Source organism: Leucobacter chironomi DSM 19883 (assembly GCF_000421845.1).
Taxonomy (GTDB): domain Bacteria; phylum Actinomycetota; class Actinomycetes; order Actinomycetales; family Microbacteriaceae; genus Leucobacter; species Leucobacter chironomi.
This window is the reverse complement of sequence record NZ_ATXU01000002.1, coordinates 113069-139677: the sequence shown is the minus strand read 5'-3', so window position 1 is coordinate 139677 and position 26609 is coordinate 113069. Positions and strand designations below refer to the sequence as shown.

Below are 26609 nucleotides of genomic sequence, written 5' to 3'. Positions count from 1 at the left end.
GGCAGGGCGTCCGGAGCTCCCTCGGGGCGGGCCGGACGCCCTGCCGCGTCCGCGTCACCGCTTCAGCCGCGCGGACCGCCCGCCACGTAGAGCACCTGACCCGACACGAATCCGCTCGCCTCGTCGGCGAAGAAGGCGACCGCGTGCGCGATGTCCTCGGGAGTGCCCACGCGCCGCACCGGCACCGCCGCGGCCTCGCGCGCGACGAGCTCGTCGAAGCCGATGCCCAGGCGCTCGGCGACCGAACGGGTCATGTCGGTGACCGTGAACCCCGGCGCGACCGCGTTGGCGGTGATCCCGAAGCGGCCGAGTTCGAGCGCGAGCGTCTTCGTGAGCCCCTGGATGCCGGCCTTGGCCGCCGAGTAGTTCGCCTGCCCAGCGTTGCCGAGCGCCGAGGTGCTGGAGATGTTCACGATCCGCCCCCAACCGTGATCCACCATGTGCTGCTGCGCCTCACGGCTCAGCAGGAATGCGCCGCGCAGGTGCACGTTCATGATCGTGTCCCAGTTCTCGACGGGCATCTTGAACAGCAGGTCGTCGCGCAGCACACCCGCGTTGTTCACGAGGATCAGCGGCGGCCCGAGGCGCTCGGCGACGCCCGCCACCCCGTCTCGCACACTCTGCTCGTCGCTGACGTCGACGGCGAACGCCGCGGCCTCGCCGCCCGAGCCGCGAATCAGCTGAGCGGTCTCCGTCACACCGTCGAGATCGAGGTCGAAGAGCGCGAGCTGCGCGCCGCGCCGCGCGAGTTCGAGGGCGATCGCGCGTCCGAGCCCGCGGGCCGCTCCGGTGACGATCGCCGTCCGAGGCCGAAGTGTGTCCATGATCCGCTCCCTTGCGCGCCTGCTTCCTCCGCTCAGGTTACCCCTCCCGTCTGGCCCGAAGGGTGCTGCCCGCCCTCGTCGTGCTCCACCCGGCTCGCCGCCCTGCCTCGCCCTCCTCCGTTCCCGCCTCGTCCGTCTGCTCTTGCCCGCCCCGCCCCACCTGGCGCCGCCCTGCTCGGCGAGAGGCGGATTTCGCAGGCCACAGGGGGCTCACCTCATGCGAAACTCGCCTGTCAACAGCGCGCCGCGAGGTGGGGCGGGGCACCGGGAGCGATCATGCGGGGCAAGACACAGAGATGGTCACCGGGGCGCGGGATGCACAGATATATACGAGCAAAGAGATAGCGATTGCCCCTAAAGTGGACAGCATGATAGGAACCTCTCCCGAGTGGATCTCGGCGTTCGCGGCAGTCGGCGCCCTCGTGGCGGCGACTGGGGCGGCCCTGCAGGCGAAGTCGCTGTTCCAAGTCGAATCGGCTCGCGATCAGGCCGCGGCGCAGAACCGGAAGCGCACGCAGGCCCGCGCCATCTCGGCGTGGGTCGCCGCGGAGATCGACGCCGACGACCGCGAATGCTCATACGGCATGGTGATCTCGAACTCCTCCTCGGAGATGATCTTCGACGTGCGCGTCGAGATCACCGGCAAAGCAGGCGAACCGTTGTCGCCCGCGACGTTCACGGTGCTCCCTCCCGGTGACTACTACCTGGCCGAGACCGCAGAGAAGTGGGTGTGGTCCTACCCCTCCGAGATCGGGTCATTCGAGAACGAGATCAGGCCCATCACCAAGTCGAAGCGCCGCCGCATCACCTCGCTCGCGTTCCGCGACTCCGACGACGTCAGGTGGCGCCGGTTCGAGAGCGGCACCCTGCAGGAGCTCGCCACCACCTCCTGAGCAGCGGATCAGTGCACTCCGCCCCGCTTCCACCCTTCTTCCCGCCCAGCCCCGCGGGTATCCCGAAAGGCGGGTTTCGCAGCTCGCGGACCACTGCACCCGTGCGAAATCCTCCTCTCGACCCCGGGCGACGCTGACGTAGCCGGGAGGGCAGGCGCTGCCCTAGGTGCCGCAGTAGGTGACGTGGGGGCGGCCCGGCGGGCCGGGGAGCGCGTAGGCCTCGAGGCCCGGCCGCGGTTCGAAGGGTCGCATCACGGCGTCGAGCGCCGCCTCGAAAGGCGCCAGGTCGCCCTCGGTCGCGGCGACGAGCGCCGCGTCGACGAGGTGATTGCGTGCGATGTAGAGCGGGTTCACGGCGTCCATGGCGTCGGGATCGGGGCGGCGCGCCAGCCAGCGCCCCAGCCACTGGCCGGCACCGCCGTGCTCGCCGAGCAGTTCCTCATAGCGGATCGCGGACCCTACACTGCCAGCACCCCGAGCGCCAGCACCACCAGCACCGCCAGCACCACCAGCGCCCCCGCCCGCCGCCGAGCGTGCGGTCTCGGCGAGCGCGCGAAAGGCGCGCGTGTAGTCGATCCGCCCCGCTGCCAGCTCCTGCAGCAGCTCGGCGGCGAGCGCGACCACCTCGTCGTCATCGATGGGATTCGCGGCGAGCCCGAGCTTGGCCCGCACGCCGGCGATCCACGCGTCGTCGTAGGCGCGCCCGAAGTCTTGCAGTGCGGCGACGGCCAAGCGCTCGGCGGTGGCGGGGTCCCCGTCGGTCTCCTCGGCGATGAGCGGCAGCAGGGTTTCGGCGAAGCGGGTGACGTTCCAGCCCGCGATGACGGGCTGCGCCCCGTAGGCGTAGCGGCCCCGGTGGTCGATGGAGCTGAACACCGCGGCGGGGTCGTAGGCGTCGAGGAAGGCGCAGGGCCCGTAGTCGATGGTCTCGCCCGAGATGGTGGTGTTGTCGGTGTTCATGACGCCGTGCACGAATCCGACGAGCACCCATGAGGCGACGAGGCGCGCCTGCGCTTCGACCACCGCGATGAGCAGCCCCAGGTACCGGCTGTCGCTCTCCGCGAGTGCGGGGTAGTGCCGGTCGATCGCCAGGTCGGCGAGGCGGCGCAGCACCTCGGTGTCGCCGAGAGCGCGCGCGTACTGAAAGGTGCCCACGCGCAGATGGCTGCTCGCCACCCTCGTGAGCACGGCGCCCGGCAGGGGGTCGAAGACTTCGTCGCGCATGACGCGCTGGCCGGTGGCGACGACGGCGAGCGCGCGGGTGGTGGGGATGCCGAGGGCGTGCATCGCCTCCCCCATCAGGTACTCGCGCAGCATGGGGCCGACGGCGGCGAGGCCGTCGGCGCCTCTCGCGAAGGGGGTGCGGCCGGATCCTTTGAGGTGCAGTTCGTGCAGCTTCCCGCGGGTGTCGGCGATGTCGCCGAGCAGCAGGGCGCGGCCGTCGCCGAGTCGCGGGGTGTAGGTGCCGAACTGGTGCCCGGCGTAGGCCTGGGCGACGTGACGGCTGCCGTCGGGGTGGTCGCCGCCGATCAGCCAGCGGGTGCCCCCTTCGCCGCGCAGCTGCTCGGGGTCGAGGCCGAGTTCCCGCGCGAGCGGTTCGTTGAGGGCGAGGATCGCGGGCTGTTCGGGCCGCATCGCCTGCCAGGGCAGCGCGAGTTCGGGCAGTCGTTCGGCGAAGGCGGAGCCGAGGGGCCGGTCGAGCGGATTGTCGATCGGCCGGACGCTCGCAGTCTCCGGGTGGGAGGCTGCCGCGGGGACTGCGGCGGGCTGGACTGGGATGCGCATGCTCCGAGGCTACGCCCGCTTCCTCCCCTCGCGTTCAGGGAGCCGGGCTCAGCACGACGAGGCCGCCCCCCTGCCGCGCTCGCAGCACCCGGAGTTAGGATCGTGGCAGGCGAAGGGGGGCGCATCATGGACGGACACGTGGTGATCGCGGGAGGTTCCGGGTTGATCGGCGGGGCGCTCACCTGGCTGCTGCAGGCCGAGGGGCGGCGGATCACGCACCTCGTGCGGCGACCCGCGCGAGGCCCGCACGAGGTCGAGTGGCTCACCGATGGCCGCCCGCTCGATCCAGCGGTGCTCGACGGCGCCGATGCGGTGGTGTGCCTCAACGGGGCGAGCATCGGCCGGCTGCCCTGGACGGCCGGGTACCGCCGCACGCTGCGCGAGTCGCGGCTGATCCCCACCCGCACGCTTGCGACCGCGCTGCGCAGCCTCGGTGGACGAGCCCCCGCGTTCCTCTGCGCCTCGGCGGTCGGCTACTACGGCGACCGGCCGGGCGAGACGCTCGACGAGGCGAGCCCGCAGGGCGGCACCTTCCTCGCCGAGCTGAGCGGGGCGTGGGAGCGGGAGGCCCGCGCCGCGGGGCGGGAGACCCGAGTGGTGCTGCTGCGCACCGCTCCCCTGCTGCACGCCGAGGGAGTGCTGAAGCCGCTGCTCGCCCTCACGCGGGCGGGGCTGAGCGGGCCACTGGGCGCCGGCACGCAGCTCTGGCCCTGGATCTCGCTCGACGACGAAGTGCGGGCGATCCGCCATCTCATCACGGCCGACATCGAAGGCCCGGTGAATCTCTGCGGGCCGCACGCCGCATCTGCGAACGACATCGGTCGGGAGCTGGCGCGGCAGCTGCACCGCCCCTTCCTGCTGCCCGCGCCCCCGTGGGCGCTGCGCCTCGGCCTCGGGCGCGACGCCGCCGACTCGCTGCTGCTCGCCGACGCCCGGGTGCTGCCCACCGTGCTGGAGGGCTCGGGCTTCGCGTTCGAGCATCCCACGGTCGAGCGGGCGGTGTCGGCGGCGCTCGCCGGCTAGCCCGGTCGTCCGCCCGTTCGGGATACACTGCCAGACGGTTCGACGAAAGGGGTGGGCGTGGCAGAGCACCGACTGAAGCGCGCGGCACGGGATCGGGCGCGCAGCGTCACCCCGACGGCGACGACGGCCGCACCGGCACTGACCCGGCACATCGTCGACGGCCATCCGCAGCCGCTCGCAGTCGGCGCCCCTCCCGAGGCGTCTCTCGCTTTCACTCGGGCCGATCCCTCGCACCTGGCGCTCACGGTGATGGCCGCCCCCACGCCCGAGAGCATCGCCGAGCTAGCCTCCGCGTGGCAGCTGCACCCGTTGCTGGTCGAGGATCTGCTGCACGCCGGGCAGCGGCCCAAGCTCGAGCGCTACGGCGAGGTGCTGTTCCTCGTGCTGCGCTCGGCCCGGTACATCGACGAGATCGAGGAGGTGGAGTTCAGCGAGTTCCACCTGCTCGTGCGGCCGCGCGCGGTGGTGATCGTCTGCCAGGACGGGAGGCTCGCCGACGGCACCGAAATCGCCTCCGGCGCCGTCGCACCGCCGGGCGCCCCGCTCGGCGAGGGCGCCCGGCTGCTGGAGAACGAGCAACTGCTGCGACTCGGCCCCGAGGGCATCGTGTACCAGCTGCTCGACACGATCGTCGACGGCTACTTCCCCGTGCTCGACGGGGTGCAGACCGACAAGGAGCAGATCGAGCGCCAGGTGTTCAGCGGCGACGCCGCCGCGGCCGAACGCATCTACCACCTCAGCCAGGAGGTGATCGACGTGCTCCACGCCACCACCGCGCTCACCCGCGTCGTGCATCGCCTGCAGCAGGGCGCCGACAAGTACGCGATCCCCGACCCCCTGCAGGCCTACCTGCAGGACGTCGCCGACCACCTCACCCGCGTCGTCACCGAGACGACCGAGCTGCGCGACGCGCTCTCGCAGATCCTCAACGTCAACGCCACGCTCGTGGCGCAGCGCCAGAACGAGGACATGAAGAAGATCTCGGGTTGGGCGGCGATCCTCTTCGCGCCGACCCTCATCGCCGCGGTCTACGGCATGAACTTCGACCTCATGCCCGAGTTGCACTGGGCCGCCGGGTATCCGCTCGCCGTGGGCGGGATGGTCGGGTTCGCGGCGCTGCTGTACGTGGTGTTCAAGCTGAAGAAGTGGATGTAGGGGGCTCGACGCCGGTGCGACCGTGGCCCGCGGAGCGCGCGGGCTCCCTCAGCACCACCGTCGCCCACTCGTCGATGAACGGATCCGGGGCCGTCACCCTCGTGATCCGCTGACCGGCGACCGGGTGCGAGTCCCCTCGGGCGAGGAGCACGACCCCGACCTCGCCGTCGGCGGCAACGGCCACGAGATGCGTGCTGTCAGCCGCCCAGACGCGAACCTCCTGGACGCCCTCGGTCCCTTCGAAGAGGACCGTCGTACCGGCCTCGGACCATGTCGTCCGATGCTTCAGCCCGAGTCGATCGAAGAGCAGAACGTCGAGATCGGCTATCGGCGCAGTCGCCACGATCGCGGCGGTCGTGGCATCCGGATGGGAAGCTCGATATCCGACCCAGGCGAAGCTCACAGCGCCCCTGAGAGGAAAGTCCACGTACATCCCGGGAGCGGAACCACCGGTGACCTGGTAGGACACCACATCGCGCGACTTCATCGCCCGAACCTGCTGATCCACTAGTGCGCCGAGACCGCTGAAAGCCATGGATCCACACTAGATTGCCCTGGTCAAGAAAACAAGTCGTTCGTTCGACTTCTCATCTCGGCTGCCGGCCCCCGCGGCAGAGAACGGCAACGATCCGCGAGACGCACCCTATCGCTTCTCCCCCGCTTTGCGCCCGAAGGCGCCCCTGGTGCGCGAGATGCGGTAGTCGATGCGGTCGTCGACCCACGATTCGAGTTCGGGGATGTCGGTGATCGTGCCCGCCAGCTCGTTCGAGATGTGCTCGGTGACTCTGTCGAGGCGCTCGATGCGCTCGGCGCGTTCTAGCACCCGATGGTCGATGCGCAGCGCGCGCAGCGTCGACCAGCTCATGAGCAGCAGCACCACGCTGAACGGCAATGCGGTCGCGAGCGCCGCCGCCTGCAGCGATTGCAGTCCGCCGGCGAGCAGCAGGGCGATCGCCACGACTCCCTCGAGCACCGACCACAGCACCCGCGACCAGGTGGGCGGGTTGGGGTGGCCGCCCGAGGCGAGCATGTCGACCACCAGCGATCCCGAATCCGATGACGTGATGAAGAAGATCGCGATGAGCAGGATCCCGAGCACGGAGAACACCGTGCCGAAGGGCAAGTCGCCGAGCACCTTGAAGAGGGCGCTCTCGACGTGCACCTCACCGTTCTCGACGAGGTCGCCGGCGCCGAAGAGCTGCCGGTAGAGACCCGCACCGCCCATCACCGAGAACCACACGACGCCGACGAGCGTGGGGGCGAGCAGCACTCCGGCGATGAACTCGCGCACGGTGCGGCCGCGCGAGATGCGGGCGATGAAGATGCCCACGAACGGCGACCACGAGATCCACCAGCCCCAGTAGAAGATCGTCCAGCCGGAGAACCAGCTCGTGGCCTCGGGCGAGCGCTGGTAGGCGCCCACGTCGAAGGTCATCTGCAGCGCGTTCGCGAGATAGAAGCCGATCGACTCCGTGAGGTTCTGCAGCAGGAACAGGGTCGGCCCGAGCAGCAGCACGCTGATGAGCAGCAGGCCCGCCATCGACAGGTTGATGTTCGAGAGCCACTTCATGCCGGCGCCGATGCCGCTGATCACCGAGAACATGGCGATGAGGGTGATGACGAGGATGAGCACCACGAGCAGCGTGTTGCTCGCCCGGTCGACGACCCCGATCTCGGCCATGCCCGCGGAGATCTGCTGCACGCCGAGGCCCAGCGAGGTCGCGACGCCGAAGACGGTGCCGAAGATCGCGAGCACGTCGATCACGTCGCCCACCCAGCCCTTCACGCGCTCGCCGAAGAGGGGTTCGAGCGACCAGCGGATGGACACGGGCCGGCCGCGGCGGTGAATCGCGTACGCGATCGCGAGCCCGATGACCGCGTAGATGGCCCACGGGTGCAGGCCCCAGTGCACGAAGGTCTGCGCCATGGCGAGACCGGCGAGCTCGGCCTGGTCGCCCTCCCAGCCGGGCTTCGGCTGCACCGTCGCGTAGGTGAGCGGTTCGCCCACGCCGTAGAAGACGAGACCGATGCCCATACCGGCGGCGAACAGCATCGCGAACCACGAGAGCGCGCCGAACTCGGGGACATCGTCATCGCGGCCGAGGCGGATCCGCCCGAGCCGCGAGCACGCGATGCCGACCGCCACCACGATGAACACGGCCACGATGATCATGTAGTACCAGCCGAGGTTCTCGACGATCCAGCTCTGCACGGCGGTGAAGACGCCTTCGGCGAGGGAGGGGGCGAGAATCGCGAACAGCGAGACGAGCAGGATCACGATGAGCGCGGGCCAGAAGACCCGCGGTGAGATCATGCCGCGCCCGATGCGCACCCCGTGGCGCCGCAGCTTCTCGGTGATGCGCGCGTCGGAGTCGTCTTCGGCGATCTGCACGGACTGCGGCAGGTGCACGGTGACCGGCAGATCCGGGTCGGAGGGGATCGCGGCGGCCACCCGGCTCAGCTGCTCGACGAGCTCCGCCTCGGAGGCGAGCACGGCCTCCGCAAGCGTCTCCGGCGGAACCTCGCCGCCGTCGCCGCTCTCCTCGGGGTGGGGCGGTTCACGATCCGGGCGCGCGGCGCCCTCGTCCTGCTGGTCCTTCGAAGTCATGGCCCCTCCACCCCTGTCGGCCGAACGGTTCCGGCCCTACTACCTTTGCGGCCGGTGCGGGTCATTGCAAGCCGGGATCCGCGTCGCCGTCCCGCTGCGGCGGTCGCCGGACGGGGCTGTCGCCCGCTCAGCCATCAGCATCGGCACCGCAGACTTGAAAGTTCGCCGTGTCGAACTTTAGAATGGACACCATCGAACCACGCGCCTCCGCCTGCGGAACCGGCGCCGGGTCCGCACCCCAGCACACCGCCCCCACACACCCGAACACAGGAGCCCCATGCCCCGCCGCCCGCACCGCACCGCCGCCCGCCGCGGCCTCGCGCTCGCCGCGATCGCACTCGTCGTGAGCACCCTGGCAGGCTGCGGATCAGCCGAAGCTGCCGATGAGGCCGCGCCCGACGACGGGCGCCCAGTGGTGCTCACCACGTTCACGGTGCTCGCCGACATGGCCCGCAACGTGGCAGGCGACCACCTGCGCGTCGAGTCGATCACCAAGCCTGGCGCCGAGATCCACGGCTACGAGCCCACGCCGAGCGACGTGCGCCGTGCCGCCGACGCCGAGCTGATCCTCGACAACGGCCTCGGCCTCGAGGCCTGGTTCGAGCAGTTCGTGGCCGACCTCGACGTTCCCCGCGCCGTCGTCAGCGACGGCGTCGAGCCGATCCCGATCGCCGACGACGCCCACGCCGAGCTGCCGAATCCGCACGCCTGGATGAGCCCGCGGAGCGCGCAGCTCTACGTCGGCAACATGGTCGCCGCCTTCAGCGAGCTCGACCCGCAGCACGCCGCAGACTACGCCGCCAACGGCGAGGCCTACCGCGCCGAGCTGCAGCTCGTGCACGACGAGCTCATCGCACAGCTCGCCGGACTGCCCGAGCAGCAGCGCGCCCTCGTCACCTGCGAGGGGGCGTTCTCGTACCTCGCCCGCGACACCGGCCTCTCCGAACGGTACATCTGGGCGGTCAACGCCGAACAGCAGGCGACACCGCGGCAGATCGCGGACACCATCGACTTCGTGCGCGAGAACACAGTGCCGGCCGTGTTCTGCGAGTCGACGGTCTCGGACAAGCCCATGCGGCAGGTCGTCGAGTCGACCGATGCCGCCTTCGGCGGTGTGCTCTACGTCGACTCCCTCTCGGAGGCCGACGGCCCCGTGCCGAGCTACCTCGAACTGATCCGCCACGATGCCCGGCTCATCGCCGAAGGACTCACCGGGAGCACCGAATGAGCACCCCGGCCGACTCCGCACCCGCGACCGCCCCCGCACCCGCGCTCGAGATCCGCGACCTCACCGTGCGCTACGGCGAGGTGCTCGCCCTCGACTCGGCGAGCTTCACCGTCGAACGGGGCCGCGTCTGCGGTCTCGTCGGCATGAACGGCTCGGGCAAGTCGACCCTGTTCAAGACCATCATGGGCATGATCCGCCCCGATGCCGGCTCGGTGCTCATCGACGGCGATCCGCCCGCCCGCGCCCGCGGCGAAGGACGGATCGGCTACGTCCCCCAGAGCGAGGACGTCGACTGGGCGTTCCCCGTCTCGGTGCGCGACGTCGTGATGATGGGGCGCTACGGACACCTCGGGATCTCCCGCAGGCCCCGGCGCGCCGACCGGGAGGCCGTCGGCCGCGCACTCGAACGCGTCGAGCTGACCGACTACGCCGACCGCCAGATCGGGCGGCTCTCCGGGGGCCAGCGCAAGCGGGCCTTCGTAGCCCGGGGCATCGCCCAGGGGGCCACGACGCTGCTGCTCGACGAGCCCTTCGCGGGGGTCGACAAGCGCTCGGAGGCCACCATCACCCGCCTGCTGCGCGAACTCGCGAGCGACGGTCACACGATCCTGGTATCCACGCACGATCTGCACGCGCTCCCGGCCCTGGCCGACGAGGCGGTGCTGCTCATGCGGCGCGTGCTCATGCACGGCGACCCGGAGGCGGTGCTGCAGCCGGAGGCGCTGGCGCTCGCCTTCGGGCTCGACGTCATGCACCGCGACGGCGACCGCCCGCAACGAGGAGACGACGCATGAACCCGCTCGACCTGCTGCTCGATCCCCTCGGCTACGACTTCATGACACGAGCCCTCGCCACGGCCCTCATCGCCTCGGTCGTCTGCGCGCTCCTCTCCTGCTGGCTCGTGCTCATCGGCTGGTCGCTGATGGGCGATGCCGTCTCGCACGCGGTGCTGCCCGGCGTCGCGCTCGCCTACCTCGTGGGCGCCCCCTTCGCGCTGGGGGCGGTGGTGTTCGGCGTGCTCGCCGTCGCGCTCATCGGCGCGGTGCGGGACACGAGCCGCGTGAAGGAGGACGCCGCCATCGGCATCGTCTTCACCACGCTGTTCGCGCTCGGCCTCGTGATCATCTCGGTCGTGCCCTCGCAGACCGATCTCACCCACATCATCTTCGGCAACCTGCTCGGCGTATCGGCCGCCGATCTGCTGCAGATCGCGGTGCTCGCCGCCCTGGTCTTCGTCGTGCTGATCGTCAAGCGGCGCGACTTCACCCTCTTCGCCTTCGACCCCACCCACGCGCACGCCATCGGCCTGCACCCGCGCTTCCTCGGCGCGATCCTGCTGGGCCTGCTCGCCATGACCTCGGTCGTCGCCCTGCAGGCGGTCGGCGTGATCCTCGTGGTCGCGATGCTCATCATCCCCGGCGCCACCGCCTACCTCCTCACCGATCGCTTCGGCCGCATGCTCGTGATCGCCCCCGCGGTCGCAGCCGGCTGCGCGATCATCGGCCTCTACACGAGCTACTACCTCGACACCGCCTCCGGCCCCATGATCGTGCTCGCGCAGGGGGCCGCGTTCGCGCTGGCCTACCTGTTCGGGCCGCGTCAGGGTCTCATCGCCACCCGGGTGCTGGCCCGGCGGCGGGCGCGGCGCGCCCGGGCCTGACCGGCGCCGACGAACCCGCGCGTGTCGATTCGCAGCACCCGGTCGTCGTCCGATCTCGGCGCTCCGCGACCGTCGGTGTTGCTGGTGATCAGCCAGAGCGTCCCGTCCGGCGCGGTCACCGCGTCGCGCAGACGCCCGTAGTCTCCGGCGAGGTGCACAGTCGCCGCGCCGAGGTCTGCGAGCGGCACCGAGCGCAGTCGTTCGCCGCGCAGGTTGGCGATGAAGAGCCGCCCGTCGGCGACGGTCAGGCCACTCGGGCTGGCCTCCGCCGGCGTCCACTGCTGCACGGGGTCGATGAAGCCGCTGCGCTCCGCGATACCCTCGACCTCCGGCCAGCCGTAGTTGCCGCCCGCCTCGATCACGTTCAGTTCGTCCCAGGTGTTCTGCCCGAACTCGGAGGCGTAGAGCACGCCGTCGGCGTCCCAGGCGAGACCCTGCGGGTTGCGGTGGCCGAGGGTGTACACGAACGAAGCGGGGAACGGGTTGTCGTCGGGCACCTGCCCGTCCGGGGTGAGGCGCAGGATCTTCCCGGCGAGCGAGTCGGGGTCTTGGGCGTCGTCCGGTTCACCGGCGTCGCCCGTGGTGGCGCAGAGCATCCCGTCCGGGCCGAAGGCGATGCGTCCGCCGTTGTGGTTGACGGCGGCGGGAATGCCGTCGAGCACCGTCTCCGCGTCCCCCAGCGCGAGCGCACCCGGTTCTCCCGAGAGCGGGAAGCGCTCGATGCGGTTCCGGTCGCCCGCGGTGAGGGAGACGTAGAGATGCTCCTCGTGCACGGCGATGCCGAGCAGTCCGCCCTCGCCCGCCGGAGTGACGCCCTCGATCCGCCCCACTTCGCGGACCCCGCCCGCCGCGGTGAGCTCCACGATGCGGGCGGTGTCGCGCTCGCTGACGAGCGGTGTGCCGTGATGGAACGCGATCGACCAGGGCGCGTCGAGCCCGGTGGCGATCACCTCCGCGGGTCTCGACGGCGCGCCGGATTCGTCTCCGCCCTGCGGGGTCTCCGGTTTCGCGCAGCCGACGAACAAGGTGAGCGCGGCGACGGTGACTTCGACCGCGGCGACGGCCGCGCCGCCACGGCGCCGAGTCGAGCTGTTCGCGGACATCTCGGCCTCCGTTCGCCGTGCGCGGCTCTTGCCGGTGAGCCTACGCGCTCTCGCGCCCAAATGGGAGCCCCGGCCGCAGCGTCCGACCCCAGTACCTCGACGCGGCCCCGGCCGCAGCGCCCGACGGCGAAAACGGACAACGGCCTCCCGCGCGCCTGAGCGCCCGGGAGGCCGTCACGCTCGATGAGTCGTTCGCGTTCAGGCGAGCGCGCGACTCTTGAGCGCCGCGAACTCCTCCTCGGTGATCGCACCGGCAGTCAGGAGCTGGGGCGCGCTCGATCTGCTGGGCCGGACTGTCACCTGCGACGGTGCGGATGTAGTCCTCGGCAGCCTGCTGCTGCTCTTCGGCGGCGGCCGATGCGCGGCGGCCCATCCCCTCGCCCCTCGCAATGAGGTAGACGAGGGCGGTGAGGAACGGCACGAAGATGAGGAAGACGACCCAGATGGCCTTCACCCACCCCTTCGTCGTGCGGTCGCGGAACAGGTCGCCGATGATCGAGAACAGCGCCATGAGGTAGGCGATGAACACGAAGATCCAGAAGAACCAGACGATGATGTCCCAGAATGAGGTCCAGAAAGACATGATGAACTCCTTCGCGGTGATCCGGCGATCGGGATCGCCGAGCGCCTGCACGCCGTCGAGTTCGAGTGCGCTCGCGAAGTTTATCCCACCGCAGCCGCCGCACCCGCGCGGCGCCGCTAGCACTGCCGAGGGGCGCCGCGCGGGTGCGGCGCCGCTAGCACTGCCGAGGGGCGCCCGCAAGGCCCTGCCGTCGGGCCGCCGCCGCTGACTACCGTGAAGACATGTCCGAGCGCAGCGAGTACCGGTACCTCATCATCGGCGGCGGCATGGTCGCGGACAGCGCGGCCCGCGGCATCCGCGAACTCGACCCCGACGGCCCCATCGGCATCGTGGCGGAGGAGGAGACGCCCCCGGTCGCGCGCCCCGCGCTCTCGAAGAAGCTCTGGACCGACGCCTCCTTCGCATTCGACGACGCCTGGCTCGACACCGAGGCCGACACGGGCGCGACACGGCTCGCCGGCGAGCGGGCGGTGGCGATCGACCGCGACGAGCGCGTCGTGCGCACGGAGCACGGGATCGAGCTGCGGTACGAGCAGCTACTGCTCGCGACGGGCGGCACCCCGAACACGGCGGGCCTCCCCGACGACGATCGCATCGTCTGCTTCCGCTCCGTCGAAGACTACCGGCGGCTGCGCCGGCTCTCCGGCGACGGGCGGCACGTGGCGGTGGTCGGGGGCAGTTTCATCGGCACCGAGCTGGCGGCGGCCCTCGTGCAGAACGACACCCGGGTCACCTTGATCTTCCCCGACGCGGTGCTGGGCGGATCGAAGTTCCCGTCCGGCTTGGCCTCCAGATTCCAGGGCATGTACGAGCGCCACGGCGTGACGCTGGTGCCGAGTGCCCGGGCCGCGGGGGCGGAGGTGGAGCCGGACGGCGCGGTGCGCCTCGCACTGTCGGACGGGAGCGAGGTGAGCTGCGACGCGGTGGTGGTGGGGGTCGGGGTGACCCCGAACATCGAACTGGCCGGACAGAGCGGCCTCGACACCGACGACGGCGTGCTGGTCGACGCGCGGCTGCGCACGAGCGATCCCCGGATCTTCGCCGCGGGCGACATCGCCTCCTACCCCGACGAGATCCTCGGCCGGCGCCGCATCGAGCACGTCGACAACGCCGTCGAGATGGGGCACCGGGCAGGCCGCAACCTCGCAGGCGCCGATGAGCCCTACGACCACACGCCCTTCTTCTACTCGGTGGTGTTCGGTCATCGCTACGAGGCGGTCGGCACCCTCGACTCGTCATTCGAGACCGTCGAGCAGTGGGATGGCGAGCGGGGCGTCGTGTACTACGTCGACGGAGATCGTGTTGCGGGTGTACTGCTCTGGGGCGTCGCGGGCCGCCGCGACGCGGCCCGCGACGCGATCGCGCACGCCGACGCCTCGGATCGCGAGGCGCTGCGGCGCCGCATCCCGACGAAGGACGACGACTGAGCGGCCTCCAGCAGCATCCAGCGGAACCCGGCCGCATCCGGCCGCACAAGGAAGGAGCACCATGGATCTCGGCATCGCGGGCCGCACGGCCCTCATCACCGGAGGCGACTCGGGCATCGGCTGGAGCACCGCCGCCGAACTGCTCAGGGAGGGGGCGACGGTCGTGCTGACCGACCGCGATGCAGATCAGCTGCGCGCGGCCGCGCAGGATCTGGGCGCTGCGCCGGATCGGCTGCACGCGTTCCCTGCCGACCTCACCCGCCCGGCCGACATCGAGGAGCTGCGGCGCCGCACGGCCGCCGCCGTCGGCCCCGTCGACACGCTCGTGCACTGCGCGGGGATCACCGGCGCCCAGGGCAAGTTTCACGAGATCGACGACGCGGGCTGGCTCTCGACGCTCGACGTCGACCTGCTCGCCCCCGTTCGCGTCACCCGTGCCTTCCTCGACGATCTGCGCGCGAGCGGCCGGGGGCGTCTCGTGGTCATCGCCTCGGAGGATGCCGTGCAGCCGTACGACGACGAGCTGCCCTATTGCGCCGCGAAGGCGGGAGTGCTCGCGCTCGCAAAGGGGCTCTCCCGCAGCTACGCGGGTCAGGGCCTGCTCGTCAACGCGGTCTCCCCCGCCTTCATCCGCACGCCGATGACCGATGCGATGATGGATCGCCGCGCCGACGAGCTGGGGGTGACGAGAGACGAGGCGATCCGCTCCTTCCTCGACGAGGAGCGCCCCTTCCTCGAGCTCAAGCGACGAGGCTCCCCTGAGGAGGTGGCGGCAGTCATCGCGTTCCTGTGCTCCGATCGCGCCTCTTTCGTGAACGGTTCGAACTATCGAGTGGACGGAGGATCCGTCGCGACGTTCTGAGGGCCACGCTCCGAGCCCGCGGCGGCAGCACGACATGCACACCATCGACATTCTCATCGACCTGGCCGAACGGCCGAGGGCCGCCGCGGAGGCGCTGCGACTCTCCCTCACCCCGGGTCTGCTGAACGCGCACCCGCACCATGACAACTCCATCGCGTGGCTGCTGTGGCACGCCGCGCGCCAGCTCGACGAGCAGCTCGCGGCGCTCTCCGGCCGCGAACCGGTCTGGACGGCGACCGGCTTCGACCGGCGCTTCGGGCTCCCCCTCGACCCGCACGAGATGGGGTACGGGCACACGCCCGAGGAGGCGCGCACCGTCGTGGTAGACGACCCCGAGCTGCTGCTCGACCACCTCGCCGCCGTGGTGGACGCGCAGCTGGCCTACCTGCGTACGCTCGACGACGACGCGCTCGACGAGATCGTGGACCAGCAGTGGGATCCACCGGTGACCCGGGCCGCGCGTCTCGTGAGCATCTCCGTCGACGCCGCCGCGCACGTGGCGCAGGCCGCCTACGTCGCGGGACTGGCGCCGGGCGCGTTCGAGTAGGGGTCAGCGTCCGCCGGGGCGCGACGGCAGCATGCCGTGCTCGATCCCCCACCGCACCGCCTGCGAGCGGCGCTCGACGCCCATCTTGCGGTACGCCGTGCGAATGTACGACTTGAGCGAGTTCAGGCTGAGGTACAGCGTGGCCGCGATCTCAGAGTTCGTGCGCCCCTGGGTGATGAGAGCGACCACCTCGGCCTCGCGCACGCTCAGCCCGTGCTCGCGGCCGGGCCACGAGCCCTCCGGCTCGGCCGGGCGCGCAGCCGTCTCCACCGGAGCGGGCGCTGCCGGGCCCCGCGCGGCACCGCCGCGGGCGGGCGCGCGGCCCGCGATCCGCTCAAGCTCGGCCACGAGCTCGTGCGCGGGAAGCGACTTGTCGACGTAGTCGAGCCCCACGGGCTCCCCCGCCGTCTCCCGGGTGTTCCACGCGTAGACCACGACGGTGCCGGTGGCCGGATCGGCGGCCAGCTCATCGAGGTCCCGCTGATCGGCGAGCGCGCGCCCGAAGGTGTCGTAGAGCGTGACGTCCACACGCCGCTCGGAGACCTGCCGTACGTCCTCCTCCACGACGCGCACGCGCTCGCCGAACGGCTCGAGCATGGCGCGCAGGCCGGCGACGACCACCTCGTAGTCGTTGAGGAGGCGAAGACTCAGAGGCTCGGCAGTCACACGACGAGTATAGGCGTCCGCAGCGGCGAGATCCGGCGCGCGGGTGCCCCGCTCGCAACCCCGATCGGCCGCGCCCGGACGAGGCACTGTACCGGTTTCGCCCGGGTGAGAACACACCCCTGTGGGTGAGGCCTGCATCGCTACAGTTGCCCCGGGAGGCACGCCCCCTCCCGCTCCACCCGCGCCGGACGGGCCGCCCGCCGGGACCGGCGCACCCGCCCCCAAGGAGTCGTTCAGGCCTCGACACGAAGGCAGCAGTGGGAACACTCATCTACGGCAGGCACCAGGAGTACCGCTTCGACGACCGCACGCTGGAGCACCTGCGGGTGGTGATCGTCGCGCGGGTGCGGAGGAACGAGTCGTTCTTCCTCACCTGGACCGCCGAGGCTCAGCAGCGCGCGGTCACGACGACGCTCTGGATCTCGGCCGGAGTGCCGATCGTGTTCCACTTCTCCGCGCCCGAGCGCCCGCCCCTCTCGCGGGCGTGGCTGCAGCGGCTCACGCAGTCGTCGTACTCGAGCCGGGGGCTCGTGCTCACCCCGGAGCACGAGGCGGATCCCCGCAGCCGCTGAGCCGCGCGTTCAGGCCGGGGGCGTCTGGTCGTCCGGCGCATCACGCGGCTCGGGCGCCTTGAATGCGGCGCGCATGTGGTCGCTCGTGAGGAAGTCGGCGATGCCGATCATGATGAGGCTGAAGATGATCTGCTCGGTCACCATCCAGGCCGGGTAGAGGCCCGGGATCGCCGCCAGCACGAGCGTGATGACGGGGAAGATCTGCGCGAAGAGCCGCAGCCGCTGGTAGGCCCAGCGCCAGCCGAGCGACGCCCGCCACGCGAAGTAGAACAGCGTGACGGTCATGCCGAACACCACGAGCGTGCGCATCCACACCGCAAACGGCACCGCCTCGCCGCCCGCGGCGAGCGCGACCGCGATCACGACGGCGGCGACGCCGAGCGCCAGCTCCGCCACCAGCAGCCACATGATCCAGGTGAAGCCTCGGCGGGTCTTCGGGTGGGTGCGGAGCTCGTCGGAGATCGCGACGCCGGCCTGCCTGCCGCCCGCGATTCGGTCCACGCGCCGCAGGAGATTCTCAAAGGTCATGGCTCAGAGCTTAGCGAGCCCGCCGCGCCGCGAGCCTCGCCCGCAGGAGCGCTCGGAGTCGCGGTCGGAGTCGCGGTCGCCGGAGCGCTCGCCGCCCAGCTCGCCAGCAGCCGCAGCCGCTCGGCGGAGGCGGAGCCGGGCTCCGCCGCGTAGATCGTGAGGGTGAGGCCGGGCTCCGACTCCATCGCCAAGCCCTCGTAGGCGAGCGTCAGCTCTCCCACCACGTCGTGCCGGAACGTCTTGAAACCGCTGCCGTGGTGACGCACCTCGTGCGCACCCCAGCGGGTACGGAACTCCTCGCTGCGGGTCGACAGCTCCCCGATGAGGTCGTGCAACTCCGTGTGGTGCGGATCGCGCGCCGCTTCGGTACGCAGGATCGCCACGGTGACATCGGCGAACATCGATCAGTCCGGGTAGAACTCGAGCGCCCGCTCGTCGAGGAACGTGAAGCGTGCGAAGTTCGGCTGCTGCTGAGCGTCGAACGCGGAGCGATAGAAGGCGCGCGCCAGCGGGTTGGCCGCGAGGATGTCCATCCGGCCGTTGCGCACGAACGCCGGCCCATCGGTCACCGCGTCGAGCGCCCACTGCAGGCTCCGGTGCGGCGACCAGCCCTTCGATGCCCGGCGGCGCGGCGGCCGCGCCACCGGGCTCGCGGCGTGAGCCAGGTCGAAGAGGTGCGCGCGCTCGGCCTCGTCGAGTCGCAGCGCGCGAGCGATCGCGTCGAGCACCTCCGGCGATGCCCCGGCGATCGCACCCCGCTCGATGCGGGTGTAGTACTCCACGCTCACCCCTGAGAGCGCGGCGACCTCGCTGCGGCGCAGCCCCGCCACCCGGCGATTCGTGCCGGCGGGGAGACCCACGGAATTCGGAGTGATCCGCGCCCGTCGCGTGGTGAGGAAGTCGCGCACCTCGCCTCGATTGTCCATGCTTCCGCCTTAGGCCGGAGAGCGTCGACGAAGGAGGCCCTGGCAGTGCCCCTCTCGATAGGGGCTTCCTCATCCCGGTCTCGTGTGATGTCGTTGAGACATCGATGTCCCCGAGCAGTAAGGAGCACCCGTGCGCGCTGTCATCATGGACGCACCCGGCACCATCACCGTCGGCGAGCGGGAGGATCCTCGCATCCTGCTCCCCACCGACGCGATCATCAAGATCACGGCGACGTGCATCTGCGGCTCGGACCTGTGGCCGTACCGCGGCGTCGAGCCCGTCGACCGCACCCCCATGGGTCACGAGTACGTGGGCGTCGTCGAGGAGGTCGGCGAGGCAGTGCGCACCGTCCGACCCGGCGACTTCGTCGTGGGCTCGTTCGTGATCTCGTGCGGCGAGTGCGAGATCTGCGAGTCGGGATACCCGTCGAAGTGCGTCCACTTCGAGTTCGTGTCCGCGACGAGCGGCACGCAAGCCGAGAAGGCGCGCATCCCCCACGCCGACGGCACGCTCGTCGTGGTACCCGGCGAACCCGATCCCGAGCTCGTGCCCTCGCTGCTCGCGGCCTCCGACGTGCTCGGCACCGGATGGTTCGCGGCCGACGCCGCCGCAGCGGGGCCCGGCAAGACCGTCGCCGTCGTCGGCGACGGCGCGGTGGGTCTCATGGGCGTGCTCGCGGCGAAGCAGCTGGGCGCCGAGCGCATCATCGCGATGAGCCGCCACCCCGAGCGGCAGAAGCTCGCGCGCGAGTTCGGGGCGACCGACATCGTCGAGGAGCGCGGCGATGCGGGCGCCGCCCGCATTCGCGAACTCACCGGGGGGCTCGGCGCGCACTCCGTCATCGAAGCGGTCGGCACCGAGGAGTCGCTGCTGCAGGCGATCCGCTCGTGCCGGCCCGGCGGGCACATCGGCTTCGTGGGTGTGGCGCACCGGGGAGTCACGATCCCGGCGGATCGCCTGTTCTTCGCCGAGGTGCACCTGCACGGCGGGCCGGCGCCCGTACGCCGCTATCTTCCCGAGCTCATCCGTCTGATCTGCGACCGCGCGATCGATCCCGGCAGAGTCTTCGACCTCGTGCTGCCGCTCGAGCAAGCCGCCGCAGGCTACGAGGCGATGGATCGTCGCACCGCGATCAAAGTGCTCCTCACCGTCTGAACCGAAGCGGATCGCGATGGACACGCAGGAGTTCCTCACCCGCATGAACGAGGGAGAGGAGGCGCGGCCGGGCACCGCCCTCGCCGAGAAGATGCACGAGCTCGCAGACGAAGCGATCCGCATCTGCATGGAGCTGAACACCCGCTGCACGACGCGCGAGGAGCGCGTCGAGATCATGTCCCGCCTCACCGGGCGAGCCGTACCGGATTCCTTCACGATCTTCCCGGCGTTCACGGCCGACTGCGGCAAGAACACCGTGCTGGGCGAGCGCGTCTTCGTCAACAGCGGATGCCGCTTCCAAGACCAGGGCGGCATCAGCATCGGTGACGACGTGCTCATCGGCCACAACGTCGTGCTGGCCTCCCTGAACCACGATCTCGACCCGGCGGAACGGGCGACGACGATCCCGCGACCCGTCGTGATCGGAGACGGCGTCTGGATCGGCGCCGGAGCGAACATGCTCGCCGGCGTGACGATCGGAGCGGGCGCGGTCGTCGCCGCGGGCGCCGTCGTCACCCGCGACGTCGCCGCGCGCGCCGTCGTGGGCGGAGTGCCGGCCCGTACGCTCAAGGAACTCTGACGCCTCCCGCTGCGACCCGAGCACGCCGCCGGCGCCGCAGCGAGTGGTGCTGGGATACTGAGCATGGTCGGCAGCCGGACGCAGCGGATGCGCCGGATGCGAGAGTGGCCGCGAGAGGGGCGCGCAGTGCGAGATACCAGGACGGATGCTCCGGCGGACGCCGAGAACGCGGCCCGCTTCGCGACCGTCGTCGTGATCGGCGCCGGGCAGGCAGGGCTCTCGGCGGGCTACCACCTCGCCCGACGGGGCTTCGCGAGCGCGCTCGACGCGCCAGACGGCGCACGCACCTTCGTCATGCTCGACGCCAACCCGGCGCCCGGAGGTGCGTGGCAGCATCGCTGGGCGTCCCTGCGCATGGCGACGGTCAACGGCATCTTCGATCTGCCGGACCATCCGAAGCCGGCCACCGCTCCCGAGGTCTCCAGCCGCGACGCCGTGCCCGCCTACTTCGGAGAATTCGAGCGGGAGACGCGGCTCCCGATCCTGCGACCGGTCACCGTGCGCGCCGTCACCCGCCTCGACGACGACGCCGACGGCGATCTGCTCGTCGACACCGACGCCGACCCCTGGCGCACGCGCGCGATCGTCAACGCGACCGGCACCTGGAACGCTCCGCGACTCCCCCGCTACCCGGGGCAGGAGACCTTCGCCGGCCGTCAGCTGCACACCCGCGACTACGTCTCCGCGGCGGAGTTCGCGGGGCAGCGGGTCGCCGTCGTCGGCGGCGGGATCTCCGCGGTGCAGCTCCTCGAAGAGATCTCCCGAGTCGCCGCCACGCACTGGTACACCCGCCGGGAGCCGGTGTTCCGCGATGGCGGCTTTCGGCCGGAGGTCGAGGGGCGCGAGGTGATCGCGCGGGTCACGGCCGACGCCGAGGCCGGCCTGCCCGGCCGCAGCATCGTCTCGTACACGGGACTCGCCTGGACGCCGTACGCGGTCGCCGCCCGCGAACGCGGCGCGCTCGAACGGCGCCCCATGTTCACCGCGCTCGAGCCGGGCGGAGTGCGGGAGGCCGACGGCACCTTCACCCCGGTCGACGCGATCCTGTGGGCGACCGGCTTCCAGCCCGACCTGCGGCACCTCGACCCGCTCACACTCAGGAACGAGCTCGGCGGCATCGCGCTGCGCGGCACCCGGGTCGCCGCCGAGCCCCGCGTGCACCTCATCGGCTACGGCCCCTCGCAGTCGACGGTGGGCGCGAACCGGGCCGGCCGCGACGCCGCGCGCGCCCTCGCCCAACGGTTCTCGGCCGCGCCTGCACCGGAAACGCAAACAACCCCCGGCCGGTCGTGATGACCTGCCGGGGGTTGTTCTCATTCGCGTGCGCGAGGGGGGACTTGAACCCCCACGCCCTAATACGGGCACTAGCACCTCAAGCTAGCGCGTCTGCCAATTCCGCCACCCGCGCGAACGTTCCGGACCTTCATCGGCCGAACAGATAGTAATTTAGCACGGATCTCGGCGCGGTACGAATCCGGCGGGAACGGCCGGGCGCGTCGCGCCTCCCCACCCCGCGCCGCACCCGGTTTCGGCACGCGAAACGATGCGGCCGATCCGCGTCCGGCTCACCGCGGGCCGCGGCCCGCAGCCCCGGCCGAGCCTCACGCCGCGCGGCCGATGGACGCCACGACGGCACCGGTCGCCCGCACCAGATCGTCGGGCGCGAGTTCGAGGTCGAGACCACGGCGACCGCCCGACACGAGCACCGTGCCGTGATCCCGAGCCGACTCGTCGAGCACCGTGCGCAGCCGCGTGCGCTGCCCGATCGGGCTGATGCCGCCCACCACGTACCCGGTCTTGCGCTCCGCGAGCACCGGATCCGCCATCACCGCCCGCCGGCCGCCGAGCGCAGCCGCGAGCGCCTTGAGGTCGAGCCGGCCCGACACCGGCACGATGCCGACGGCGAGCGCGCCGTCCACCTCGGCGAGCAGCGTCTTGAACACGCGCTCGGGCACGACGCCGAGCGCGGCTGCGGCCTCTCCCCCGAAATCGCTCACCCCGGGGTCGTGCTCGTAGGCGCGCACCTCGAAGGGGATGCCCGCCTTGCCGAGCGCAATGGTCGCCGGCGTCGATGCTGCTGCGCGTTTCTTTCCCACAGGCCCATCCTACGAAGCCTCCACGCGCCCTGGCTCTGCTTCCCCAGCCCCTCTCCCCGCCCGCAAACCCCCGTTGCACCCCCGCGAAAGGCGCATTTCGCAGCGGCCCGCGAGGCCTGGGATGCGAAACCCGCCTTTCGGCCGGCATCCACCGCAAGCCACAGACACCCCGAGGGGCAGACCCCAGCCCGCCCGGCTAGGGGCGCAGCCGGCGCCGCAGCAGCTCGATCCGCTTCTGCAGTTGCGTCACCGAGGCCTGCGCCACGGCGGGGCCGCCGCAGACCCGCCGCAGCTCCGTGTGGATGTCCTTGTGCGGCTCCCCCGACACCTTCGCGTACATGCCCACGAGGCTCGACAGCAGTTTGCGCTGCTCGCCGAGGGTGCGGTGCAGCGCCTCGGGGGCCTCGGCCCGCTCCGGCGCGTGCTCGAGCAGACCCTGGCGGTTCGCCGAGCGACGCGCCTGCCGCGCCTGCCGCTGCTGCAGCAGCGCCTTCACCTCCTGCGGTTCGAGCAGCCCCGGGAATCCGAGGAAGTCGAGCTCCTCCTCGCTCTCGACCTCGGCGTACCCGCCGAACTCGGCGCCGTCGAACACGGCGCGGTCGAAGTGCGCGTCGGATCCGAGCGCCTGGTATTTGAACTCGGCGTCTTCGAGCTCCGAGGATGCGCGATCCTCTCGTTCCGCCTCCGCCATGAGCGCGGCCTCGGCGTCCCACATCTCCTCAGCGCTCTTGGGCCCCTCGAGCACGTGGTTGCGCTCCTTCTCGAGCTCGGCGGCGAGCTGCATGAGCGCGGGCACGTTCGGGATGAACACCGAAGCCACCTCACCGCGGCGCCGCGAACGCACGAAGCGGCCGATCGCCTGCGCGAAGAACAGCGGCGTCGACGAACTGGTCGCGTACACGCCGACGGCGAGGCGGGGCACGTCGACGCCCTCGGACACCATGCGCACGGCGACCATCCAGCGCGAGTCCCCGGCCGAGAACGAGTCGATGCGCTCGGAGGCGCCGGCGTCGTCCGAGAGGATCAGCGCCACCTCCTCGCCCGTGATCTCGCGCAGCTGCCGTGCGTACGACTTCGCGGCGGCGTGATCGGTGGCGATCACGAGCCCGCCCGCGTCGGGGATCTGCTGCCGCACCTCGCTCAGGCGGCGGTCGGCGGCGCGCAGCACCTTCGCGATCCACTCGCCCGAGGGGTCGAGTGCGGTGCGCCACGCCTGCGAGGTGATGTCCTTCGTGTTGCCCTCGCCGAGCGCGGCCTCCATCTCCTCGCCCGCCGAGGTCTGCCAGCGCATCTTGCCGGCGTAGACCATGAAGATGACGGGGCGCACGATGCCGTCGGCGAGCGCGCGCCCGTAGCCGTAGTCGTAGTCGGTGAGCGAGAGGCGCGACCCGTCGCCCTGCGGCGCGTACTGCACGAACGGGATCGGCGCTTCATCCGAGCGGAACGGGGTGCCCGTGAGCGAGAGCCGCCGCTTCGCGCTGCCGTAGGCTTCGCGGATCGCGTCGCCCCAGCTGAGCGCGTCGCCGCCGTGGTGCACCTCGTCGAGGATGACGAGCGTGTCGGCGTTCTCGGTGAGCCGGCGGTGCTGCACCGGCTTCATGGCGACCTGCGCGTAGGTGACTGCGACGCCGTGGAAGTGACGGCCGTAGCCGAGCCCGTCACTGTTCGAGTAGTGCGGGTTCAGGCGGATGCCGGCGCGGGCGGCGGCGTCGGCCCACTGGGTCTTCAGGTGCTCGGTGGGGGCGACCACCACGATCTGGCTGACCGTGTGGTTGGCGCGCAGGATCGACGCGAGTCGCAGCGCGAAGGTCGTCTTGCCCGCGCCCGGCGTCGCCGAGGCCAGGAAGTCGCGGGGGCTCTGCTCGAGATACTGCTTGATCGCCTCCTCCTGCCAGGCGCGCAGCCGCGGGGCCGTGCCGTGGGCGGCGCGCTCGGGGTAGGCGGGGGGCAGGTGTTCGGCGGCGCTCGTTCCCGGGAGATGGAGGGCTGGATCCGAATCTGTCACAGCGTTCTAGACTAGCGGTGTAGATCGCGAGCGTTCTCAGACGGGCGCCGCTCGACGGACAGGGGATGTCAGTGACAGAGGATCAGGCGGGAATCGAGCTTCCCTGGTCGCGTTTCGTGGCCCTCGGCGACTCCTTCACGGAGGGCGTGGGCGACCCCGACGCCGACAGCCCGGGCGGGCTGCGGGGCTGGGCGGATCGCTTCGCCGAGGTGCTCAGCGGCTTCGACGACGAGTTCGCGTACGCCAATCTCGCGGTGCGCGGCAGGCTGATCCAGCAGATCGCCGACGAGCAGGTGGAGGCGGCGCTGGATCTGCGCCCCGACCTCATCAGCGTGTGCGCCGGCGGCAACGACGTCATCCGCCCCGGCACCGACCCCGACGAGGTCGCGGCGAAACTCGACCGCCTGATCGAGCGCCTCAGCGCGAGTGGGGCCACGATCCTCGTCTTCACGGGCGTCGACACCAACTTCCAGCCCGTGTTCCGCACGATCCGCGGCAAGGTCGCGATCTTCAACGAGAACGTGCGCAAGGTCGCGAAGCGGCACGACTGCGTCGTCGTGGATCAGTGGGCGCTCGAAGAGCTGCAGGACAGCCGGTTCTGGGCCGGCGACCGGCTGCACCTCAACGCGCTCGGCCACCACACGATCGCGAGGGCCGCGCTCGACGCGCTCAACGTGCCGCACGATCTCGCACCGATGGATCCGCCGCCCCTGCCTCTGCGCACCTGGCGCCAGGCCCGCAAGGAGGACGTGGTGTGGGCGCGCGAGCACCTGGTGCCGTGGGTGATCCGCCGCATCAAGCACGTCTCCTCGGGCGACGGCATCGAGGCGAAGCGGCCCCGGCCCGAGCCTGCCCGGCGCGGGCGCTCCGGCGACGCCGCGGGCGAGGCGCAGCCCCCGGTGGGAGCTGCCTGAGACTCGGCCCGGAATCGCGGGCGAGCGGGTATGGTGAGGGCATGGCATCACTCACCCAGCAGCTTGCAGACACGGTCACTCAGGTGGGCGTCCGCTCGTCCTACGGCGAGCCCGTCGAGATCGACGGCACCACGATCATGCCCGTCGCGTGCACCTCGTACGGTTTCGGCGCCGGCGAGGGCGGCGGCGGCCTCGAAGACGCGCAGGGCGAGGGCTCCGGAGGCGGCGGGGGCGGCATGTCGGTGCCCGTCGGCGCCTATGTGACCCGCGACGGCTACACCCGATTCGAGCCGAATGTGATCGCGCTTCTCGCGGTCGGCGTGCCGTTCGTGTGGGTGGCCGGGCGTGCGCTGGCCCGCATCATCAAGGCCCTCAAGAAGTAGGCACTGCGCTACCGCTCAGCGCCGACTCGCCACACCCACGGCTCCCGGGGCAGGGTGGAGGCGTCGAAGCGGTCGAGCAGCTGCGCAGTCGTCACGGGCTCGCCCGGGGCGGCGAGGCCGAGGGACGCCGCGAGGGTGCTCAGCACCTCTCCGGCCCCGACCCTGTCGTCGCGCAGCTGCGCGAGGGTGACCGCGCCGTCCCGCTTCGCGAGGCGCGCTCCGCTCGGGCCGAGCACGAGCGGCACGTGCGCGTACTCGACGGCGGGCGGCGAGGGCAGGTCGAGCATCCGCTGCAGCAGGATCTGCCGCGGCGTCGACGAGGCCAGGTCGTCGCCGCGCACCACCTGGTTCACGCCCATCGCGGCGTCGTCGACCACCACGGCGAGGTTGTAGGCGACAGTGCCGTCGCCGCGCCGCAGCACGAAGTCGTCGATGTCGCCGCGGGTGCGCCCGAGCACGAGGTCGTCGAACTCCAGCGCGTGCACTCCCTCTGGTGCGCGCAGCCGCAGGGCCGGTTTCCGGGGCAGGATCGCGGCGCGCGCCGCCGCCCGCTCCTCGTCCGTGCGGTCGCGGCAGGTGCCGGGGTACGCCCCGGGCGGCGCGTGCGGGGCGCTCGGCGCGGCGAGGATGTCGCGCCGCGTGCAGCTGCACTCGTAGACGAGACCGGCGGCGGCGAGGCGCCCGATCGCGGCGTCGTGATCCGCACCCCGCGTGGTCTGCAGCACGGCCGCACCGTCCCAGTCGATGCCGATGGCGGCGAGATCGTCGAGCTGCCGCTCCCCCGCACCGGCGTCGCGCGCGCGGTCGAGATCTTCGATGCGCATGAGGAAGCGGCGCCCGCTCGCCCTCGCGAACAGCCACGCCAGCAGCGCCGTACGCAGATTGCCGAGGTGCAGTTCGCCCGAGGGGCTCGGGGCGTAGCGCCCGGCGCCGAGGCCGTTCGGGGCGTGCGCTCCCGGCGCGGGCCGCGCGCTCGTCTGATCCTCCACCCTCTCATCCTGCCACGCGGCACCGACCGCCACGCGGGCGACCGCCACCGCGGGCTCGGCGGCTGCGGGTGTGCGATACCGTGGATCGCAGCACGC

26 protein-coding genes, 1 tRNA gene and 1 pseudogene are annotated in these 26609 nt (G+C 71.5%); 15 read left to right on the top strand and 13 right to left on the bottom strand.

What is annotated here, in order from left to right:
* Positions 1 to 62 precede the first annotated feature (62 nt).
* A complete protein-coding gene (locus H629_RS0102520; protein WP_024355785.1) occupies positions 63 to 824 on the bottom strand; it encodes an SDR family oxidoreductase in 762 nt (253 codons plus the stop codon).
* 368 nt (positions 825 to 1192) lie between these two features.
* Here H629_RS0102520 and H629_RS0102515 point away from each other — a divergent pair, with 368 nt between their 5' ends.
* A complete protein-coding gene (locus H629_RS0102515; RefSeq protein ID WP_036084252.1) occupies positions 1193 to 1717 on the top strand; it encodes a hypothetical protein in 525 nt (174 codons plus the stop codon).
* 162 nt (positions 1718 to 1879) lie between these two features.
* Here the strand turns inward: H629_RS0102515 and H629_RS0102510 are convergent, their stop codons facing one another.
* Entirely contained in the window at positions 1880 to 3502 is a 1623-nt protein-coding gene (locus tag H629_RS0102510; RefSeq protein ID WP_024355783.1) for a protein adenylyltransferase SelO, read from the bottom strand.
* A 126-nt stretch (positions 3503 to 3628) separates the two neighbouring features.
* Between H629_RS0102510 and H629_RS0102505 the strand changes: the two genes are divergently transcribed.
* The gene (locus tag H629_RS0102505) at positions 3629 to 4525 is read left to right on the top strand and encodes a TIGR01777 family oxidoreductase (RefSeq protein WP_029746487.1); all 897 of its coding nucleotides are present in this window, start codon (positions 3629 to 3631) and stop codon (positions 4523 to 4525) included.
* A gap of 57 nt (positions 4526 to 4582) precedes the next feature.
* Positions 4583 to 5680 carry a magnesium and cobalt transport protein CorA gene (locus H629_RS0102500; RefSeq protein WP_024355781.1) on the top strand — a complete coding sequence of 366 codons (1098 nt, stop codon included), beginning with the start codon at positions 4583 to 4585 and terminating at the stop codon, positions 5678 to 5680.
* Here the strand turns inward: H629_RS0102500 and H629_RS0102495 are convergent.
* Positions 5658 to 6215 carry a hypothetical protein gene (locus H629_RS0102495; protein ID WP_024355780.1) on the bottom strand — a complete coding sequence of 186 codons (558 nt, stop codon included), beginning with the start codon at positions 6213 to 6215 and terminating at the stop codon, positions 5658 to 5660. The genes H629_RS0102500 and H629_RS0102495 overlap by 23 nt on opposite strands.
* Positions 6216 to 6323: 108 nt before the next feature.
* Positions 6324 to 8288 (bottom strand): BCCT family transporter, encoded by a 1965-nt coding sequence (locus H629_RS0102490; RefSeq protein WP_024355779.1) that lies wholly within the window; start codon positions 8286 to 8288, stop codon positions 6324 to 6326.
* Between the two features lie 277 nt (positions 8289 to 8565).
* Between H629_RS0102490 and H629_RS0102485 the strand changes: the two genes are divergently transcribed.
* From H629_RS0102485 to H629_RS0102475, 3 genes are read left to right on the top strand one after another with little or no spacing between them, the layout of a single operon-like run.
* Positions 8566 to 9516, top strand: coding sequence for a metal ABC transporter substrate-binding protein (locus H629_RS0102485; protein ID WP_024355778.1), 951 nt, complete (start codon positions 8566 to 8568; stop codon positions 9514 to 9516).
* Entirely contained in the window at positions 9513 to 10310 is a 798-nt protein-coding gene (locus H629_RS0102480) for a metal ABC transporter ATP-binding protein (protein WP_024355777.1), read from the top strand. The genes H629_RS0102485 and H629_RS0102480 overlap by 4 nt, the downstream gene beginning before the upstream one ends.
* Positions 10307 to 11176 (top strand): metal ABC transporter permease, encoded by an 870-nt coding sequence (locus tag H629_RS0102475; protein WP_024355776.1) that lies wholly within the window; start codon positions 10307 to 10309, stop codon positions 11174 to 11176. The genes H629_RS0102480 and H629_RS0102475 overlap by 4 nt, the downstream gene beginning before the upstream one ends.
* Here the strand turns inward: H629_RS0102475 and H629_RS0102470 are convergent.
* Together H629_RS0102470 and H629_RS13870 are read right to left on the bottom strand one after the other, a co-directional pair.
* Positions 11116 to 12279, bottom strand: a complete 1164-nt coding sequence (locus H629_RS0102470; protein ID WP_024355775.1) for a PQQ-dependent sugar dehydrogenase — start codon at positions 12277 to 12279, stop codon at positions 11116 to 11118. The two genes, H629_RS0102475 and H629_RS0102470, sit on opposite strands and share 61 nt — an antisense overlap.
* Before the next feature lie 40 nt (positions 12280 to 12319).
* The gene (locus H629_RS13870) at positions 12320 to 12862 is read right to left on the bottom strand and encodes a PLD nuclease N-terminal domain-containing protein (RefSeq protein WP_338034107.1); all 543 of its coding nucleotides are present in this window, start codon (positions 12860 to 12862) and stop codon (positions 12320 to 12322) included.
* Between the two features lie 221 nt (positions 12863 to 13083).
* Here H629_RS13870 and H629_RS0102460 point away from each other — a divergent pair, with 221 nt between their 5' ends.
* From H629_RS0102460 to H629_RS0102450, 3 genes are all read left to right on the top strand, one after another.
* Positions 13084 to 14289 carry an NAD(P)/FAD-dependent oxidoreductase gene (locus tag H629_RS0102460; protein ID WP_024355774.1) on the top strand — a complete coding sequence of 402 codons (1206 nt, stop codon included), beginning with the start codon at positions 13084 to 13086 and terminating at the stop codon, positions 14287 to 14289.
* A 61-nt stretch (positions 14290 to 14350) separates the two neighbouring features.
* Positions 14351 to 15151: an SDR family NAD(P)-dependent oxidoreductase gene (locus H629_RS0102455; protein ID WP_024355773.1), complete on the top strand. Its 801-nt coding sequence runs from the start codon at positions 14351 to 14353 to the stop codon at positions 15149 to 15151.
* Positions 15152 to 15185: 34 nt separating this feature from the next.
* The gene (locus H629_RS0102450; protein WP_024355772.1) at positions 15186 to 15698 is read left to right on the top strand and encodes a mycothiol transferase; all 513 of its coding nucleotides are present in this window, start codon (positions 15186 to 15188) and stop codon (positions 15696 to 15698) included.
* Positions 15699 to 15701: 3 nt separating this feature from the next.
* Here the strand turns inward: H629_RS0102450 and H629_RS0102445 are convergent, their stop codons facing one another.
* Positions 15702 to 16364, bottom strand: coding sequence for a helix-turn-helix transcriptional regulator (locus H629_RS0102445; protein ID WP_024355771.1), 663 nt, complete (start codon positions 16362 to 16364; stop codon positions 15702 to 15704).
* Positions 16365 to 16621: 257 nt separating this feature from the next.
* On the opposite strand from H629_RS0102445, the gene H629_RS0102440 reads away from it, so the two are divergent.
* Positions 16622 to 16936 carry a DUF7882 family protein gene (locus H629_RS0102440; RefSeq protein WP_024355770.1) on the top strand — a complete coding sequence of 105 codons (315 nt, stop codon included), beginning with the start codon at positions 16622 to 16624 and terminating at the stop codon, positions 16934 to 16936.
* Between the two features lie 9 nt (positions 16937 to 16945).
* On the opposite strand, the gene H629_RS0102435 is transcribed toward H629_RS0102440, so the two are convergent.
* Both H629_RS0102435 and H629_RS13865 read right to left on the bottom strand, forming a co-directional pair.
* Complete coding sequence (locus tag H629_RS0102435) at positions 16946 to 17464, bottom strand: hypothetical protein (RefSeq protein ID WP_024355769.1); 519 nt, start codon at positions 17462 to 17464, stop codon at positions 16946 to 16948.
* Positions 17461 to 18390 (bottom strand): annotated as a pseudogene (locus H629_RS13865) (helix-turn-helix transcriptional regulator). Before H629_RS13865 ends, H629_RS0102435 begins: the two are co-directional and overlap by 4 nt.
* 130 nt (positions 18391 to 18520) lie before the next feature.
* Between H629_RS13865 and H629_RS0102425 the strand changes: the two are divergent.
* From H629_RS0102425 to H629_RS0102415, 3 genes are all read left to right on the top strand, one after another.
* The gene (locus tag H629_RS0102425) at positions 18521 to 19546 is read left to right on the top strand and encodes a zinc-dependent alcohol dehydrogenase family protein (protein ID WP_024355768.1); all 1026 of its coding nucleotides are present in this window, start codon (positions 18521 to 18523) and stop codon (positions 19544 to 19546) included.
* Between the two features lie 16 nt (positions 19547 to 19562).
* Positions 19563 to 20126: a DapH/DapD/GlmU-related protein gene (locus H629_RS0102420; RefSeq protein ID WP_024355767.1), complete on the top strand. Its 564-nt coding sequence runs from the start codon at positions 19563 to 19565 to the stop codon at positions 20124 to 20126.
* A 126-nt stretch (positions 20127 to 20252) separates the two neighbouring features.
* Complete coding sequence (locus H629_RS0102415) at positions 20253 to 21419, top strand: NAD(P)-binding domain-containing protein (RefSeq protein ID WP_029746483.1); 1167 nt, start codon at positions 20253 to 20255, stop codon at positions 21417 to 21419.
* 29 nt (positions 21420 to 21448) lie between these two features.
* Here the strand turns inward: H629_RS0102415 and H629_RS0102410 are convergent.
* The 3 genes from H629_RS0102410 to H629_RS0102400 form a co-directional block, all read right to left on the bottom strand.
* Positions 21449 to 21534, bottom strand: a tRNA-Leu gene (locus H629_RS0102410).
* 193 nt (positions 21535 to 21727) lie between these two features.
* Positions 21728 to 22222, bottom strand: a complete 495-nt coding sequence (gene ybaK, locus H629_RS0102405) for a Cys-tRNA(Pro) deacylase (protein ID WP_024355765.1) — start codon at positions 22220 to 22222, stop codon at positions 21728 to 21730.
* 196 nt (positions 22223 to 22418) lie between these two features.
* Positions 22419 to 24227: a DEAD/DEAH box helicase gene (locus H629_RS0102400; protein ID WP_024355764.1), complete on the bottom strand. Its 1809-nt coding sequence runs from the start codon at positions 24225 to 24227 to the stop codon at positions 22419 to 22421.
* Positions 24228 to 24298: 71 nt separating this feature from the next.
* Here H629_RS0102400 and H629_RS0102395 point away from each other — a divergent pair, with 71 nt between their 5' ends.
* Together H629_RS0102395 and H629_RS0102390 are read left to right on the top strand one after the other, a co-directional pair.
* Positions 24299 to 25141, top strand: coding sequence for an SGNH/GDSL hydrolase family protein (locus H629_RS0102395; RefSeq protein WP_029746482.1), 843 nt, complete (start codon positions 24299 to 24301; stop codon positions 25139 to 25141).
* Positions 25142 to 25182: 41 nt separating this feature from the next.
* Complete coding sequence (locus H629_RS0102390; RefSeq protein WP_024355762.1) at positions 25183 to 25524, top strand: spore germination protein GerW family protein; 342 nt, start codon at positions 25183 to 25185, stop codon at positions 25522 to 25524.
* 8 nt (positions 25525 to 25532) lie between these two features.
* Here H629_RS0102390 and gluQRS read toward each other — a convergent pair whose 3' ends face one another.
* A complete protein-coding gene (gene gluQRS / locus H629_RS0102385; protein WP_024355761.1) occupies positions 25533 to 26513 on the bottom strand; it encodes a tRNA glutamyl-Q(34) synthetase GluQRS in 981 nt (326 codons plus the stop codon).
* Between the last annotated feature and the right edge of the window lie 96 nt (positions 26514 to 26609).